At 46.3% G+C, this 17,746-nt stretch carries 12 protein-coding genes and 2 rRNA genes; 6 read left to right on the forward strand and 8 right to left on the reverse strand.

Features of this window, described 5'->3' with window-relative positions; translation table 11 throughout:
- Positions 1-211: 211 nt before the first annotated feature.
- The 3 genes from H6626_15000 (at position 212) to H6626_15010 (ending at position 7,435) form a co-directional block, all read left to right on the forward strand.
- Positions 212-3,192: ribosomal RNA gene (locus tag H6626_15000) — 23S ribosomal RNA — on the forward strand.
- A gap of 230 nt (positions 3,193-3,422) precedes the next feature.
- Positions 3,423-3,539 (forward strand): 5S ribosomal RNA (gene rrf, locus H6626_15005).
- A 434-nt stretch (positions 3,540-3,973) separates the two neighbouring features.
- Positions 3,974-7,435 (forward strand): DUF2341 domain-containing protein, encoded by a 3,462-nt coding sequence (locus tag H6626_15010; protein ID USN47462.1) that lies wholly within the window; start codon positions 3,974-3,976, stop codon positions 7,433-7,435.
- Between the two features lie 74 nt (positions 7,436-7,509).
- Here H6626_15010 and H6626_15015 read toward each other — a convergent pair whose 3' ends face one another.
- The 3 genes from H6626_15015 to H6626_15025 form a co-directional block, all read right to left on the reverse strand.
- Positions 7,510-8,061, reverse strand: a complete 552-nt coding sequence (locus H6626_15015) for a hypothetical protein (GenBank protein USN47463.1) — start codon at positions 8,059-8,061, stop codon at positions 7,510-7,512.
- 3 nt (positions 8,062-8,064) lie between these two features.
- Positions 8,065-8,613, reverse strand: a complete 549-nt coding sequence (locus H6626_15020; protein USN47464.1) for a hypothetical protein — start codon at positions 8,611-8,613, stop codon at positions 8,065-8,067.
- Between the two features lie 182 nt (positions 8,614-8,795).
- Complete coding sequence (locus H6626_15025; GenBank protein ID USN47465.1) at positions 8,796-9,227, reverse strand: hypothetical protein; 432 nt, start codon at positions 9,225-9,227, stop codon at positions 8,796-8,798.
- 84 nt (positions 9,228-9,311) lie between these two features.
- On the opposite strand from H6626_15025, the gene H6626_15030 reads away from it, so the two are divergent.
- The 3 genes from H6626_15030 (at position 9,312) to H6626_15040 (ending at position 12,010) form a co-directional block, all read left to right on the forward strand.
- Positions 9,312-9,527, forward strand: coding sequence for an RND transporter (locus H6626_15030; protein USN47466.1), 216 nt, complete (start codon positions 9,312-9,314; stop codon positions 9,525-9,527).
- Positions 9,528-10,008: 481 nt separating this feature from the next.
- On the forward strand, positions 10,009-10,620 hold the full coding sequence (locus H6626_15035; GenBank protein USN47467.1) for a hypothetical protein: 612 nt from the start codon (positions 10,009-10,011) through the stop codon (positions 10,618-10,620).
- A gap of 280 nt (positions 10,621-10,900) precedes the next feature.
- The gene (locus tag H6626_15040; GenBank protein USN47468.1) at positions 10,901-12,010 is read left to right on the forward strand and encodes a VWA domain-containing protein; all 1,110 of its coding nucleotides are present in this window, start codon (positions 10,901-10,903) and stop codon (positions 12,008-12,010) included.
- Between the two features lie 40 nt (positions 12,011-12,050).
- Here the strand turns inward: H6626_15040 and H6626_15045 are convergent, their stop codons facing one another.
- The 5 genes from H6626_15045 to H6626_15065 form a co-directional block, all read right to left on the reverse strand.
- On the reverse strand, positions 12,051-12,698 hold the full coding sequence (locus H6626_15045) for a response regulator transcription factor (GenBank protein USN47469.1): 648 nt from the start codon (positions 12,696-12,698) through the stop codon (positions 12,051-12,053).
- Between the two features lie 180 nt (positions 12,699-12,878).
- Positions 12,879-13,427, reverse strand: coding sequence for an SAM-dependent methyltransferase (locus H6626_15050; GenBank protein USN47470.1), 549 nt, complete (start codon positions 13,425-13,427; stop codon positions 12,879-12,881).
- A 498-nt stretch (positions 13,428-13,925) separates the two neighbouring features.
- Positions 13,926-14,720, reverse strand: a complete 795-nt coding sequence (locus H6626_15055; protein USN47471.1) for a nucleotidyl transferase AbiEii/AbiGii toxin family protein — start codon at positions 14,718-14,720, stop codon at positions 13,926-13,928.
- On the reverse strand, positions 14,711-14,977 hold the full coding sequence (locus H6626_15060; GenBank protein ID USN47472.1) for a hypothetical protein: 267 nt from the start codon (positions 14,975-14,977) through the stop codon (positions 14,711-14,713). Before H6626_15060 ends, H6626_15055 begins: the two co-directional genes overlap by 10 nt.
- A gap of 1,030 nt (positions 14,978-16,007) precedes the next feature.
- Complete coding sequence (locus H6626_15065) at positions 16,008-17,402, reverse strand: hypothetical protein (GenBank protein ID USN47473.1); 1,395 nt, start codon at positions 17,400-17,402, stop codon at positions 16,008-16,010.
- Positions 17,403-17,746: the final 344 nt, after the last annotated feature.

Below are 17,746 nucleotides of genomic sequence, written 5' to 3' on the forward strand. Positions count from 1 at the left end.
TTTTTAATCTCAAAGATTAAGCGCTCTTTGAAAATTTAATATTGATAACAAGATTTTACCAACTTGTTATCGAGAATCAGTTAATAAACACTGAATATCAATTCTATTAATTACAAGCTTGAATTGTTTTTTTGTTGTGAAATGAAACAAACAGTTCAGTGGGTAAGTAAATTTCGAATTCAAGTGATTCTTAGCAAGGTAAAACTCAATTTAAAAGCTACTAAGGGCTTACGGTGAATGCCCTGGCACTAAAAGGCGATGAAGGACGTGATAAGCTGCGAAAAGCTTCGGGGAGTGGCACATACACTTTGATCCGGAGATATCCGAATGGGGAAACCCACCAGTTTAACTGGTATCTTAAAGTGAATTCATAGCTTTAAGATGCGCACGAGGGGAAGTGAAACATCTCAGTACCCTCAGGAAGAGAAATCAACCGAGATTCTCCTAGTAGTGGCGAGCGAACGGGGAATAGCCTAAACCTCCTATATGTTAAAGCTCCTGGGCGTTGTATAGGGGGTGTCGTGGGACTCTCAGAAGTTACTAGGATAACTTCGCAGAGTTACAAAGTTTTACTATAGTAGAACGATCTGGAAAGGTCGGCCAAAGAAGGTGATAGCCCTGTAAATAAAATAGTAAGACCTCTGGAGAGGATCCCGAGTACTACCGGACACGTGTAATCCGGTAGGAATCTGGGCGGACCACCGTCTAAGGCTAAATATTCTTTAGTGACCGATAGTGTACTAGTACCGTGAGGGAAAGGTGAAAAGAACCCCGAGAGGGGAGTGAAATAGAACCTGAAACCGTAAGCTTACAAGCTGTGGGAGCACTATGTCCTAGACAAGTGTGACCGCGTACCTTTTGCATAATGAGTCAGCGAGTTATGGTTTGCAGGCTAGGTTAAGCCGTGACAGGTGTAGCCGTAGCGAAAGCGAGTCTGAAATGGGCGTTAGTCTGTAACCATAGACCCGAAACCCGGTGATCTATTCATGGCCAGGGTGAAGCGTGGGTAACACCACGTGGAGGCCCGAACAAGTGGATGTTGAAAAATCCTTTGATGAGCTGTGAATAGGGGTGAAAGGCCAATCAAACTGGGTGATAGCTGGTTCTCCCCGAAATATATTTAGGTATAGCCTTGGGTCATTGTATCCCGGAGGTAGAGCACTGAATGGGCTAGGGGTCTTTACCGGATTACCAAACCCAATCAAACTCCGAATGCCGGAGATATGTATCCCAGGAGGCAGTCATAGGGTGATAAGGTCCTTTGACGAGAGGGAAAGAGCCCAGACCGCCAGCTAAGGTCCCTAAATATGTGCTAAGTGGAAAACGCTGTGGAGCTACTTTGACAACTAGGAGGTTGGCTTAGAAGCAGCAATCCTTTAAAGAAAGCGTAATAGCTCACTAGTCTAGTGGCTCTGCGCGGAAGATATAACGGGGCTTAAGCACATTACCGAAGCTGCGGGTTAGATTTATATCTAGCGGTAGGGGAGCGTTGTGGCGTAGGCTGAAGGTCGACCGAGAGGACGGCTGGACGAACCACAAGTGATCATGCTGACATAAGTAGCGTTTAACGCAGGTGAAAAACCTGCGCGCCGTAAACTCAAGGGTTCCTGGGCCAGGATAATCCTCCCAGGGTTAGTCGAGTCCTAAGGCGAGGCCAATTGGCGTAGTCGATGGAAAAACGGTTAATATTCCGTTACCTATCTTGTTGTAAGCGCAGGAGGGACGGACTAGGATAGGTTGGGCCTGTTATTGGTTCAGGTTCAAGCGTGCAAGTGGTGGAGTAGGCAAATCCGCTCCACATACACCTAGGCGTGGAGGAAGGAGAATTTTTCTCTGAACTCAACCGACTCCATGGTTCCAAGAAAAGCTTCGGCGTGTTTTCAAGATAGCTCGTACCGTAAACCGACTCAGGTGAGTGGGATGAGTATTCTCAGGCGATTGGGTTAAATCTGGTTAAGGAACTCGGCAACTTGACACCGTAACTTCGGGATAAGGTGTGCCATCTGGTGTGTAGTCCCTTGCGGGCGAAGCATTGGGTGGTCGCAGAGAAATGGGAGTAGCGACTGTTTATCAAAAACACAGGGCTGTGCAAAGTCACAAGACGACGTATACAGCCTGACGCCTGCCCGGTGCCGGAAGGTTAAGAGGATCTGTTAGCTTCGGCGAAGCGGAGAATTGAAGCCCCGGTAAACGGCGGCCGTAACTATAACGGTCCTAAGGTAGCGAAATTCCTTGTCGGGTAAGTTCCGACCTGCACGAATGGCGTAACGACTTCTCCGGTGTCTCAACCAGATGCCCAGCGAAATTGAATTCTCGGTGAAAATGCCGAGTACCCGCGGAAAGACGGAAAGACCCCGTGAACCTTTACTCTAGCTTGGCAGTGACCTTTGAGGCCTCATGTGTAGGATAGGTGGGAGTCTATGAAACCCGGACGCTAGTTCGGGTGGAGACACCCTTGAAATACCACCCTTGATGTCTTAGAGGTCTAACCTGCACCCGTTATCCGGGTGAGGGACACTGTCTGGTGGGGAGTTTGACTGGGGCGGTCGCCTCCTAAAAAGTAACGGAGGCGTGCGAAGGTTCCCTCAGCCTGATCGGAAACCAGGCGTCGAGTGCATTGGCATAAGGGAGCTTGACTGCGAGACCTACAAGTCGAGCAGGTGCGAAAGCAGGCCAAAGTGATCCGGTGGTCCCGCGTGGAAGGGCCATCGCTCAACGGATAAAAGGTACTCCGGGGATAACAGGCTGATACCCCCCAAGAGTTCACATCGACGGGGGTGTTTGGCACCTCGATGTCGGCTCATCACATCCTGGGGCTGGAGCAGGTCCCAAGGGTTTGGCTGTTCGCCAATTAAAGTGGTACGCGAGCTGGGTTCAGAACGTCGTGAGACAGTTTGGTCCTTATCTTCCGTGGGCGTAGGAGAATTGAGAGGAGCTGTCCTTAGTACGAGAGGACCGGGATGGACGAACCTATGGTGTTCCTGTTGTCGCGCCAGCGGCATCGCAGGGTAGCTATGTTCGGAACGGATAACCGCTGAAAGCATCTAAGCGGGAAGCCGACCTCAAGATTAGTTCTCCCAGATCTTTATGATCCTTAAGACTCCTTCTAGACTAGGAGGTTGATAGGCAGGAAGTGTAAGCAGGGTGACCTGTTCAGCTAACCTGTACTAATTAGTCGTGAGGCTTTTTTTTCTTCTCTTAACTCGAGAAGAGCTAAATTGAGTTTTACTCTTGCTAAGAATAACTTGAATTCGAAAGCCGATGGTTTTAAAAGAACCATCGGTTTTCGCAGAAGCGATATTCAGTGAGCAGCAATCAGTCGTCTGCTGATATTGGTTAAACCACCTTTTGCACCCTTTCTCCTTCAAGGTTTATCCAATACAGCGACGATGACTGATTACTGGTCATTGAATGTTAGATTTTCTGGTGTCAATAGCGGCGGAGAAACACCTGATCCCATCCCGAACTCAGAAGTTAAGCCCGCCAGCGGCGATGGTATTGCAGGGGTAGCTCTGTGGGAGAGTAGCACGATGCCAGGTCTTTTTTTAAACCCAGGATTTTTATCCTGGGTTTTTTTTTGCCCTAAAATGGTCTTTGTCGCTTGTTACTCAGCTGCCCCTTTTCGATTTCCTGATCCAGTCGTGTGCACCAATGAGAAATTTAAAGATACTTTGGTATGCAAAATTTTAACCCCTTCCATTTTGAAATTTCAAAGTAGTCTCAAGGTGAGATTTTTATCTTTTTTTCGAAATCTCTTGGCTTCTTGTCGCAGTTTTTCTAAATTAAGACGCATTGCTAACTCCTTGTTCTTCTTGGTGTTTCTCATGTTGAGACCTAAGATTTCACCAAGAAGACTTGGAGTTTTTCAAGTAAAATCAACGTTTCCCGCCATTTCACTGACAAAATCAACCGAAGCCTAAACAAAAATTTTTTAACACCTAAAGTCTATCGGATTTCTGCCGATAAGAACCGCATGGAAAAGGTGGTTTATTCACGTATTTTAGTTGCCACGCAGTTATTGCTCTTTGTTTTAGGGCTTTCGGGCTTAAGTGCATGCCGCCTCGGGGAGGCGTCGCTTTCTGGAAACCTCACATCTATTTACGGATCAGATCCTGATCAAAATTCGAATACTGAAACACTTGTTGTCGAAACAGCCTCTGGTGGGTCAGGGACAGCCATTGATACGTTAAATTTGGTGGTTGGAGAATCTACCGAGTTTTTCTCAGTGATGCGAAAATCTTCGGGGGAGTTTGTTGCTGACGCTGAAGTTTCATGGGTTCTCAATGGTGGAATTGGGACTTTGACTATCGATCCATCAGGTCAGTCGGCCCAGTTTAACGCCATTGCAGTAGGAACGGGCCAAGTCAAAGCCTATACGGGCGGGTTGTCATTTATTGTAGATTTGAATGTAACACTGCCACCACTACCTACAATTTCGTTTACATCGTCGGCCCAATCAGTCACTGAGGGCTCAGACATAGTCAACGGCCCCGAGTGGTATGCTGGACCTGGTTATACTCATAGGGTTCGGCTTACGTTTGACAATTCGGCGCAATCAGAAAACCTCAACGACTTTCCTGTAATGGTGAAATTGAATTCGGGCCGGATAGATTATTTAAACACCAAGGATGCCGGTGAAGATGTTCGATTCTACGATTCATCTGGCACACCGCTGTCTTTTGAGATTGAGTCGTGGAGTGAATCTGGTGACTCAATTATTTGGGTGAAAGTGCCCCTAGTTGCGGCAGGGTCAAATACTGATTACATCTGGATGTTTTATGGTGCCGATGAATCAGTGTCGGCTAGCAATCCAGCATTGGTGTGGAACGCCGATATTGCCAGCGTATTTCATTTTTCTGGTACGGGAAATGATTCCACAGCCAATGCAAAACACGCAACATCTGTGGCGCCAAGCTATTCGTCAGGATCTATGGGAAATAGTGCTGCCGTGAGTGGATTTGACTCGTCGTTCACCTTACCCAATGGCATGACGGCGACATTACCGCTAACAATTAGTGGTTGGTTCAAAACAACTAGCAACGGCACTATTTTTAGTGCGTCGAACGTGGCCTATCCTGGAACCCCGTCAAAGTGGGCGCCATTGATGTATATTGGTACAGATTACAAGTTGAGAGGCGCTTTTTATTCTGGGACATTTCCTTCATATGCATCCCCCACGGCTGTAAACGATGATTTGTGGCACCATGTCGCGTTTGTAGCGACCTCCACCGGTCAGAAGTTTTACCTCGATGGAGTATTGCTGGGCACATTTGGGGTGCCACAAGCTGACTATGTCAATATGGTCTATAATGACATAGGTAAAGGATCCACTTATCTTTGGCCACAGGCACCAGTGGCAGGATGGAGTTCCTTTAGTGGATCACTAGATGAATTTCGTGTGGCCACAGTTGAAAAGTCGGCTGATTGGTTAAAAGCAGAACATCTTTCGGGATCAGATACGTTTATCACTTACGGCCCCCCGGAGACTAGCACGATTGGCTTAACAAGTGCGAGCGTTGATATCAGTGTTAGCTCATCCCATGATGAAGATATCGTTATTCCAATTACAGTGAGTGGTTCGGCGTCGTCTCCCAACGATTACGCTATGGCTGAAACCACTTCGATCACCATACCCGCGGGCCAAACGTCTTACACTGTTAATTTCGATATCGTACAAGACCTTGCCGTGGAAGGTGATGAAACTGTTACCTTAACCTTGGGTGATCCAGGCAATGCCTATTTAGGCACAGATGATTCGTTTGAACTAACTATTTCTGATGATGACACCTTGGCTGAGATCAGTGTGGCCGATGTCACTCGATTTGAGGGGCAGACATTCACTGTGGAGATCAGTCTTAACCAACCTATTTATTCGGGCAATGTGGAGGTGGACTACACCACATCCAATGGAACGGCAGAAATCCCTGGTGACTATACCGCGAAATCTGGAACGGCAGTTTTTGGGGTCGGGATCACTTCAGTAACTGTGCAGATACCCACATTTACAGATTTAACGGACGAGGGTAGCGAAGTGTTTCAATTTAATTTGTCAAACCCTGTCAACGGAGTTCTGGCAGGTGCCTCAGCAACATTGCAATTAGACAATAATTTTGCACCAGTCACAGTCAATGATGGTCCGATTATAGTAAATACCTCAAGCTCCAGCCACACCGTTTTGGGCAACGACACTGATCCAGATGGAGATCTATTGATAGTGTCTGCCGCTGAATCGGCTAGCGGCGGAATTGTGAGTGTTTCTCCTACAAATATAATCACCTATACTCCGCCTGTGGGCTATTCGGGTATTGAGACAATAACCTATGAAGCCAACGACCAAAAGGGTGGAGTCACTCCGGGTACGCTGACACTGTATGTGATGACGCCCTATACATGGACGGGGGCTGCAGCCAACAGCAACTTTTCTGATGGTGGAAACTGGTGTGGCAATGTGGTCTCAAACGCATGTCAAGGTGACATGGCGGCACCCAACGGCAGTCAAAAGGCCATATTTGATGGTACGTGCACATCGAATTGTGATGCGACCATTGGGTCGACGACTTCGTTGGGTGGATTGCATTTGAATGAAGGATACTCGGGAACAATCACGCAGGGCGTGGGTGTTGACCTTACAGTGGGCGCTTTGGGCTATATGCAGGCCGGCGGTAGTTTTATAGGTTCTTCTGACGCCGGAGATGATTTAAATGTTTATACCTATTCCACACCGAATATTATCATCAGTGGCGGTACTTTTAGGGCACCTAGGGGAATATTCACAATCAGATACGGATTCGTCGTTAGTGCTGTGGCCAACTTTGTCCACAATAATGGGCTTCTCCGAACGGTGGGTGATTGTGGCTGTAGTTATGCTAGAGGTCGCATAGAACTCAATGGAGATCCCCTTTATAATTTTGATGACAATCGCTCGTGGGGTTTTTCTGACCATATTGGAACTACTGTTGTTGAAGGTGACTATATCTTTAACTTGGGCGGCTATGGGACTCGAGGCAATATTGAGCTTCATGGTGATCTTACGGTATTGGCGCAATCGAATTCTTATGCTCTTTCCAGTATTACTCTGGCTGGTAGTGGTGATCAAACAATCACTCATACAGCCGGGGCTTTTCCTCGATACACATTTATTATTAATAAACCAAGTGGAAATGTGGTGCTGGCTAGTAATCTCACGATGACCGATGCATCTCAAACGGTGAACTTGTTATCCGGCCAAATTTTGTTAGGCGGATACACATGGAGTATTGCTGGTAACCTGGTGTTGGGTGCATCTCAAACTGTCGACCTTGGTGGAGGATCACTTTCGACAAAGACTTTAAATTTAAACTCGGGATCGATAGTTGACTTAAATGGGGGCACGCTCACCGTAAACGGCAGCCCTGTGGTTGCGGGGCCTTATGGATCAGGGTCTGTTACGGATTAATATTTAGTTTCTGATCGATGTTGAAAGACTTTGTTTTAAAGAACGGCATTTCTGCACCTAGCCATGCTCAATCTCTACAGGGAATTGATAAAACAGCCTGGGTAATCTACGCTTTCTTCAAAAAAAGGTACTGTCACCGTGTAGTTGTGGCCGTCGATATTGATATCCCAGCCTAAGTTATAAACTCGAAAGCTTTCTTTAAACGCCGATTTCACAGTTTGAGAGTAAACAAATACTGCCATTGACCTATAGTCAAGGTTTCCGACTCGTCCCGGCTTTTTTATGTAGCAGGCCCAGTCAATTTCTCCGTTTCTTTGTTCGAAATGGCAATTCTCAGCCCCTTCAATTCGCACTTCAAAAGTGGACCCCAACTGTCCCAATACTTTGGCTCGTTGAGTATAGTGTTCGATGTCGGCCGTTGAAATGGGTGTGCCAGGGTCGGGCTGAAGGAAAACAACATCTTGAGTGTTAGCAAATCGAAATTGATAGCCGTCTTTATTGGCTATAAGTGTTGCAACTTTCAAATCAGGGAAGTTGTACTCCTCACAACGTAAAAGTTCTGCATTTGCAGAGCTAGATAAAGGCCCACCGAAGGCAATAAACAAAATTAAAACTAATTTATTCATCAATTATTTCTCCCACCTAAATTCAACAACGAAGGCGCCATCTAGAAAGGGTGTCACTTTAACGTTCACCTGGTCTTTTTTGTCGTCAAATAAAGTGATGCCACCAACAACCACATCGGCCTTTGAGAAATGATCATCTATAAGAGATTCTTTGATTAAAAAAATGGACGAAGCCATGGCATTTGCTAGTGCCGAATGCACTCCTTGGATCTCAAGCTGCGCTTTCACAGCTTCCACGACACCCGTATGACACCACCGATTGGACCAATCATCTCGTTTGTGGTGGGTGCTGCAAGGGTAGTCATATTCAGGAATTTGCACACCATCGATTTCAAGAACGTCGGTGGCGGTCATACTCAAGAATCGAATTTCTACAGTTTGTGACTCACCTGTGTTCGATGGTTGAGACATGCGGGTGCTATGATTTTTGGGATGGCGCAGATCGAGTTCGAACCCATCTGGTAGCGATAGATTAAGCGACGATCCCAAAGCTGAATTCGTATTTAAAATTAGAAGAGCCAGTGCCCAGCTCCACCCAATCATTCTTAACATGAAACTCACCCCCCGGCTTCTAAATCACGATTCTTTGATGGACTTGAAGCAATATACTAGACGGCCATAGCGGCAGATTAAACCACCAGAGGGGTTTTGAAAAAAATGGATTCAAATGCAGAGGTTGAGCAGGACTCGGTCTGACATTTGTTCAAATCTGAGCCGCTAGAATCCGCAGGCGGTTATAAATGACCCAGCGTATAAGTGCGTGCGAGCTCCCATTCAGTATTTCCGGTGGGTTTATGAATCAGATGGTATTCAACGAGAGCACCTTGTTCCTGTTCCGCCTCGTCAACCCAAGAGATTAGCAAAACCCTAAGTTGATAATCGCCCTGACCTGCCACTTTGATGGGTGGGCTCACACGGGAGGCCCAGTCTCTTGCCGCGTCATCACCGGGTATTAAATCAATATCTGTTATCTGAAACCACGGGGGAGGCAAAAGGCCTGAGGCTTCAAGGACCTGCACATCTTTTCGCCAAAGGCTTAACAGGCGCACCTCGGGAGAGGACTTCGCGTACTTAATTTTGGCCGCAAAGCCATATCCAATAAATCCAGTGGCCAACACCAATAAAATAGCCATAAGACGCTGTGGTGATGAAGTGACGTCGTTCATCGAGAGATCCCCTTCAATTGACGAATACTTTCAAATTAAACGCGAAAACTTGCGCCTCGGCAACTTCTGTCCCTAAATAAGGCCATGGAAATTCTTGATAAACTCACTTGGGGCGCGGCCATATTGTTTTGCCTGACCCTTGGATTAGCTCCCTTTAACCCACCTCACCTCTGGGAAAAACTAGTGATGCTAAAAGCTGGCACGCTGGTAAAACCCATTGATTGGTTTGATCTTGTCCTTCACGCCACGCCTTGGCTTATTTTGCTGCTGAAAGTGGTGCGCACGGCCACACAAAAATAATTTCGGTGAATCCGCATCGATCACACAACAGTCTGTAGATAGGGTACCGAACTGTAGCGCCAGGGCATTCAGCCAAGGGGGGCCCATCAAACACCAGCGCCCTCCCGATGTGCATGGCGTATCCGGGTTGCGGCACGAAGTGACGCAATCCGAAGACGACATGCGGCCACTCGGGCCGGCGCTGGTGTTTGATGGGCCCCCCTTGGCTGAATGCCCTGGCGCTACAGTTCGGACGGGGCTTTTAGGTTGGGCTCATTCTAGGTTTTGTATGGGTTGCTTTTGGCTCGCCCTTGCTTGTTGTTTAACGATGACGTTTTTTGCTTGCGACTTAAAAAAATTTCCCAACTCTTTTCTCAGATTAAATCTATTTGGTTTTCACGTCGGCCCTGCTTTTGAAATGTTCTGCACCGAAGTCTTGATTGATGTTTGAGTTTCGGCCCCTGATTTGGGGTGACCCCAGTGGTACGTATGAGGAGAACCCATGAGAATTGCTTTAGCTGTTTCTAGTTTTGCTTTGATATTGGTGATGTTTAGCCCCGCTTTAGCAGCATCAGACGCCACTCAATTGAGCGACTCTGTGGCAAAGTACGGTCATAAAAAATCAATGGCTATTCGAGTTTATCCATTTAAGGTCATGAGTGGCTTGCTTGATTTTGCAGGACAAAAATATTTGTCAGATAAAACAGCAATCACTGGCGAAGTACAATATTTATATAATGATTCGTTTGTTCGGCGGCAGTTAGGATCAGACAGCCAGTTTTCATCAAAGAGTGTGGAAGTTCGAATCGATAGGGCCCTTGATGGCCTTATTTCTGGTGATACTTTTTATGTATCGTCGGGTCTTGGATTGGCCTCAGTATCTATAGGAAGTCAGTCCAGCGATACAACGGTTTCAGGCAATATGGTGTTTGGTAAGGTGATTTTCGGAAACCAATGGGCCGGGGAGAGTTTTAATTTTAACGCTGGCCTGGGGCTGATCACGGTGCTTTCTGGAAACATTCGGGCGCAATCTAATAAAGATGACATCGATGTATCGCAGGCCCTTTATGGCGCTGGAATCATCGGAGAGTTGGGGTTGGCCTATATGTTTTAGTGGCGGCTCAGAACCCGATCTGTAGATCATGGCGGGGGTTTGGGGCCTGGTTTGGGCTCAATTGGTGACAATTATGGGCTCCCTATGCCTTTTGAGGCATAGCTATAACTACCTGAAATCAAACGGGTTTTTGGTATTTCCTTGGACTTGTCAATTTCTCATTCGTATCGGCGTTTATAAAGAAGACAATGAAAATCCTTTAATTTCAGTGCGTTAGGTCAAGGTGTCTGACTGGCATACATATTGGAATTGAAGTCGTTGAAGGAAAGGACTTTGGCTTATGGAAACCCTGCGCCGACTGATATTACTTTTTGTTGGTCTATCAATATATGTAGGATGCTCTGACGTGAACTTCCAAGTGGTACCTAGTGCTACTTGTGATGAGTTTAACGATCAGGGTGGCGTGTGCCATCACGGCGAAGACGGGTTTAATACCTATAATATTGAGTTTAAAACCGGAAAAGTAGACATCCTATTTGTTGTTGATAACTCTGGGTCCATGTGGATTGAGCAAACTCAAATGGCCAATAAATTTCCGTATCTTTTAGATAAGATTGCTGATTTAGACTATCAAATCGCCATTACCACTACCGATGTTGAAAATGATCAGGGGCGATTTTTGCTATTTCCGAATGGGGCGCCTTATTTAACAACGGCCACCCACGGCAATAACCTCGATTGGTTTCGTGAGACCATTCAGCGAGATGAAACACTAGTCTGTGATAGCAACAACTACGAAGAAGCTTTTTGTCCGTCAAATGATGAGCGTGGCATTTACGCCGTCAACTTGGCACTAGATCACCCAGAGAACTCAAGTTTTTTTAGAGACAGCGCCACTCTTCATGTGGTTTTTCTTTCTGATGAAGATGAGCGGGGCGTAGGCCGTGGATCTCGAACCTATCCGTTTGAGGCTTACGACGAACCTTCAACATTGATTAGTAAAATTCGAGACCAATTGGGAATAACGAAAGCCGCACAATTTCACGCCGTCACAGTGGCACCCGGAGATGAAGCCTGTTTGGTGAAGCAGTATGTTTATCCTGCAAACACGAGCTGGCCCATTAAAGGTCGCGAAGGTAAAGTTTATGCTGAACTGGTGAGCCCGAGTTCTTCTTTGCTGAGCATGGGTAACATTTTGCCAGGTGTGCAGGGCAGTATTTGTGCCAAAGACTATGGAGCTCAGTTGGGTGAGATTGGTGATGACATGAAGATCAAGCCCATTCAATTACCTTGTGAACCACGTGATGGCGAAGTCAGTATTGTTTATGATCGATTTCCAGATATCAACATAGATTACAGTTTATCTGATACAGATATGTTGACCATTCACAGCATGCCGCCTGAGCACACGAAAGTGCGTATACAATTTAACTGTCCCATTTATTTATAGTTTTGATGGCACTGAGTTTTAAAAGGGTTCATGCCAGTATCTAAGCGGCACTTTCTTCTTTTAACTTCTGGGCTTGAGTTAAGATGTATCCCTTGCCGTAAATGTTCATCAATGAGGCATCAATTTCAGGAATCACTTTTTTTAGCTTAGAAACTTGCGCATCAATAGAACGGGGAGATATTTTTGTGTTTCCCCACACCACACTTTGCAGCCATTCGCGCGACAATAATGCATCGATGTGGCTAAAAAAAGCATAGAGCAAGCGAAATTGAATCGGTGAAAGGCTAATCACCTCATCACCTCTTTTTGCCAAAAAATCATTGGGAAAAAGCCGAATGTCCAAAAACACCAGTTCTTGTTTATCTGAGTTAAAAGCGCCCAAAGACATGCGCTGGTGGATTTTTTGGCCTCCACCTGCAATACGGTTAAGAACATTCACAATACGCCATCTCAAGCGAGGATATTGTTGTGGTTCAGCCAGATAGTGATCAGCCCCATACCTAAACGCGAGCTCTTCTTTGTTGAGGTCAGATTCTTTCGTTAAAATAATAAGACCCAATTTTTGCGGAGGGTTTTTTTCACGAAGAGGTTTTGTCATCTGAAATAAAGGAGAGTTGCCATCAACGATGCAAAGACTGGGTTCCCACTCTTTGACCAAAAAGTGAACCATAGCTTCCGTGGTAGCCATCTGCACTTCATAATCGTTTTCTAGGTGCGGAAGAAAAGACCTTAGAAAGCCTTCGTTATGTGAACAAATCAGTAATTTGTGTTTTACAACTTGCATATGTGATATATCGTCAAAATAAAAAAAAAGTTGAGGCCAAAGGGCCTGTTTTTTTTCAAAAAATGGTCTCGACTTCAGCTCCAATTAAGGCTTTTTCAGCACCAAATTAAAGCAGGTCTGGCCGGATTTCAGGTACTTTTTCTCAAAATGAGACCGTGGCACAAAATCCTTTGGATCGATGGCGCCAGACTGAACGACTGCAAAGCCAAAGTCTTGCACCAGATGTTTTTTGGCTTCGTCGAAGTAATGCCTCTCGTTGGTGGCCAGAGTCAGCGTACCGCCAGGCACAAGAGAGTCAAATACATGGGCCATAAATAGCATTCTGCCAAAGCGAAGATTGCTGTGTTTCGCTTTTGGGTAGGGGTTTGGGTAGAGAATAAAGTACCGCGATACGCTGGCTTCAAGCACGTGGTGGCTCACCCAATTTACGGCATCTGCATGCACAGGCAAAATATTATTGATTGCGGGATGGGCCTCAAGGCGACGAGCAAATTTAGAGAATTTTTCAGACGTACGCTCAATGGCCACGAGATACCGCTCCGGATGGGATAGAGCGTATTGAATCGGGTGATAGCCGACGCCGCAGCCAACTTCAATATCCACAGTGCGACCCGATTCAAAAAGCCTCCGCATGAGAGGAGAGTCATCACGCGGGGGTTTGGGCACTAAATGGGGGTTAAACAATCGGCTGGACATTATGGCGTAGTTACTAACATCGCATCAAAAGCGGGCCAAGGTAAATAATGGCCGGTGGCGGTTCGAGGTACGACCTGTGCGGACGCCATCCCCTCGAGGTGTGTGAGCATTCACTGGCACAGCTCTTTGCAAAGCTATGCCCTTGCCAGCGCTGATTCGAATAAGCAAAGGGTTCAAGAAAGAACCCCCACTTTCAGTAAACTCTTACGAAAGGGGGGCGATATGAAAAACCGAAGTTGTTTTTCTTATCGGCAGCGACTAGCGCTACTTAAGGAAATTCTTTGGATCACGTTGTTGGTCTTGAGAATTGCGGTAGTGTTAGTAGTGCTTTTTAGACTTTAATCTGAAATCTCTGTAGGGCTTAAGAGTTCAAACTTGAAAATGGGCATCCCGATCAAGTGGCTGACCACGGAGGAGCTAAAATCAGCGCTGGCACTAGATATTAACAACCACTGGAAGAACACCACCTAGCCTTCCGTAATGAAGTACCACATCGTTCTCGTGCCGTTCAGTTCGTGGATCTACAAATGATTTTTTGTTTTTTGAATAGTAGAGGGCGCCAAGGTCTTCAGGTTGACGAGACAAGAAAAACTCTTCTGCATCATTGAGTTGTGAAAGCCACTTCTCTTTGAGTGACACCACGTCAACTGGTACGCGAAGGTTCAATCTTGAGAATTCATCAGGCCTGTATTTCCCACGCCGTTTCAATAGTTCAAGTAATGAATGGGGCGTGAACCCGGGATCCTTGCCAACAGCAGCCCATACCAGGGGCCCAAGCGGAAGGGTGTTATCAAAAATTTGGTGGATGTCTATATAGTCTCTGGGTTCATCTCTGCCGGCCAGGGCAAGCACTTTGTTGATGGCGAGATCAATGGGGTGCAGAGTGTATCCAATGTCCTCTTCAAAGACGGTGGGCATAAAACGCCAGGCACTGTCGTGTGACCATTCCACTTTTGTTGATTGGGTATCCTTTTGTACAATCGCGCGAATGTAGCCAGGTTGGTGCATTTCTACACTTACCTTGTATCCGTTTTTTTTCAACAAATTTTGGTCTGCGGAAAAAGCTGAAGCGACTCGCTCTTCAGAGTCATGAAAATAATCTAGGTCGTTACTGTACCGAATTGAATTCGGTGAAAAATTAATGGCGGCTCCACCAGCCAAGTGACTGTCTTCAGAGCGATTGATCGACAATGTTTGTGCAAGATTCTTTTGAAACTCTGTTAACGGCATAATTTAGCTCCAATTAGCCACGTGTCTCGGCCACCATGCTTCATAAGTTGTTCACCCACCCATTTCACATCGTTTAAGCCAATTTTTAGCTCAGGATCATAAGACCAAAAGCATTGACTATGATACTTCCGATAAGCGCGGCGGGCATCGCGAACAAGAACCATTTTTCGAGCCTGATCAGGGGTGAGTTTTCGTCGAGACTTAAGACCACCTTTTCGGCCCATCTGAGAGAGGTATTTTCGGGTTTTTCCGTCCATAGTTAATCATAAGGCGCTTATGATTAAAACTCAATAAAATAAATATATTAAGGCTATTTTACAGAGGTCCAACAAAACAGGCCCAGTGAGGCGCTCGCGGGCCACACAAAGGCCATCGGTAGCACCCTACAAAGGAAGGTAAAGATCAAAACCGGACACCGTTCAATATACGACCGGCTCGGACCTTAAAACACAACTCATTGGAGGGGTTCCTGGCACAGCTCCTTGCAAAGCTCCTTGCAAAGCTATGCCCTTGCCAGCGCTGATTTGAAAAGGCAAAGGGTTCAAGAAAGAACCCCCACTTTCAGTAAACTCTTACGAAAGGGGGGCGATATGAAAAACAACAGCTGTTTTTCTTATCGGCAGCGGCTAGCGCTACTTAAGGAGATTCTTTGGATCACGCTGTTGGTCTTGAGAATTGCGGTAGTGTTAGTTGTGCTTTTTAGACTTTAATCTGAAATCTCTGTAGGGCTTAAGAGTTCAAACTTGAAAATGGGCATCCCGATCAAGTGGTGGACCACGGAGGAGCTGAGATCAGCGCTGGCACTTTGATAGTCGTAAGCACGCGCGATAATGCGACTGTCCGGCGAGGCAGGCGGCATTCGGCCCTCTCGGACGCTTAAGTCAAAAAAATGAGTGTTCCCGTCAATGGCACAGATTGCAGCAAAGGCCCTTGCCAGCGCTGATTCGAGTAAGCAAAGGGTTCAAGAAAGAACCCCCACTTTCAGTAAACTCTTACGAAAGGGGGGCGATATGAAAAACCAGAGTTGTTTTTCTTATCGGCATCGGCTAGCGCTACTTAAGGAGATTCTTTGGATCACGCTGTTGGTCTTGAGAATTGCGGTAGTGTTAGTTGTGCTTTTTAGACTTTAATCTGAAATCTCTGTAGGGCTTAAGAGTTCAAACTTGAAAATGGGCATCCCGATCAAGTGGTGGACCACGGAGGAGCTGAGATCAGCGCTGGCACTTGATGGCCAAAAAAAAGCGGAGCCAAGGGCTCCGCTTTTAAATCCTTAATGTGGACTCTTAACTATTGAAAAGAGTCGTAGCTTTGACCGTCATCGATACAGTCGTCCTTGTGCTTTTTGCTAGGTACGCAGACCTGCACAGAGCCTTCACAGCTAGCGCCTGAAAGGGTGTTTTCGATGCGGAAGTTGATTTCATAAACCCGGCCATTGTCACCTTTAGTGCTTTCTTTTCGAAGCAAGATGTGCTCGTTGTGAATCAATGTACCATCATCACGAGTGCGCTCATGAACTTTTACAACGGCATCTGGGCCAGTATCACCGCGGCCAGTACCAGTAGTAGGTTCATCTTGAGTAATAGAAGTTACATAAAGGTTGTTATACCCAACATCTTCACCGCGACGGTTACGGATGTGATCAAACAAGTGGCCAAGGTGGTTGGTACGAAGACCACGAATCTTCACAGAAGACATCTTGTGGTTAGGTGGCCAAAGCTTATCTTTAGACTTGGCAAGGTCACAATCAGGAATTGTGGCTGCAGGGAACACCATGACGGTCACAGAGTCCACAAGGTCGCTGTCGTCTTGACCATCGTAAACAGATAGCTCAAACACAAGCTCTGCCACACCAACGCTAGGAGCGGTAAATGTAGGCTGCGCAGGGTTAGTCAAATCAAGCGTCACATCAGGACCAGAAACCTGAGACCAAGTATAGGTTAAAGCGTCGCCGTCCGGATCAGAGCTAGCTGAACCATTTAAAGTCACAACATCACCTTCAGTGGCAGTGATATCATCACCAGCATTGGCTATGGGGAGTTGGTTTAGGTTGGCGACTGTGATTGTGACGGAGTCTGAACTATCGGTAGCACCATCTAACACGAATAGTTGAAACTCAATTGTCGCAGCGGTCGCTGGTGCAGCAAAAGTAGGATTTATAGCGAAGTCGTCTGATAACAATACCGTCGGGCCACTTAATTGTTGCCAAAAGAAAAAAAGCATGTCGCCATCCGCATCAAAGCTGGCAGAAGCATCTAGAGTGACAATCGCGTTTGGTGCGACTGTCTGGTCAAGGCCTGCATCGGCCACAGGGGCACTGTTTACGTTCTTTACATTGATATCCACCGTATCAGAGGCCGAGAATTCACCGTCGGATACTGTCAGTTCAAGGGTAATCGTCACGCCCCCAGTCGGTACGTTTGGGGCAACAAAATTGGGTGTTGCTGTGTCTGCGTTGTTGAGCGAGACAGCGGATCCGGCAATTGCCTGCCAGGAATAAGTTAGTGAATCGCCATCAGGATCCAAGCTAAGGGTTCCATCAAGGTGAACTGTATCGTTTTCACTTACCGCTTGGTCGCTGCCCGCATTGGCAATGGGAAGGTTGTTGACAACTTGTGCATTGGCATTGAGCTGCACGAGCCCAATTGCTATACTGGCTACAATTGCATAAAACTTGGTATACATTTTTGCCTCCGTAATACTGAGTTAACCAAGCAGGATTCAGCCAAGAGCGATACATATGACGAGCAGAAGGCACAATTGGGCCTCTGTTGGTTTTATTTATATGTTGTTATTGGATTCATTCGATGTAATCGAAGTCATCCCCCGTTACTTACATTACCTAGCAATGTTTATGCCACACCAAAGTCTAGATATTATGAGAACTTATGCCTCTTAAAATTAAATCATTGTGAACAGTAATTTTTCGCGCGCAAAGTCATTGTTCACTGAACTTTTGGAAGGGTTCATATCGATAAATAAAAGTAATTTGATATCCCATTTTGACACGTCAACGATGATCTGAACCA

Source organism: Pseudobdellovibrionaceae bacterium, from assembly GCA_023898385.1.
Lineage (GTDB): Bacteria > Bdellovibrionota > Bdellovibrionia > Bdellovibrionales > UBA1609.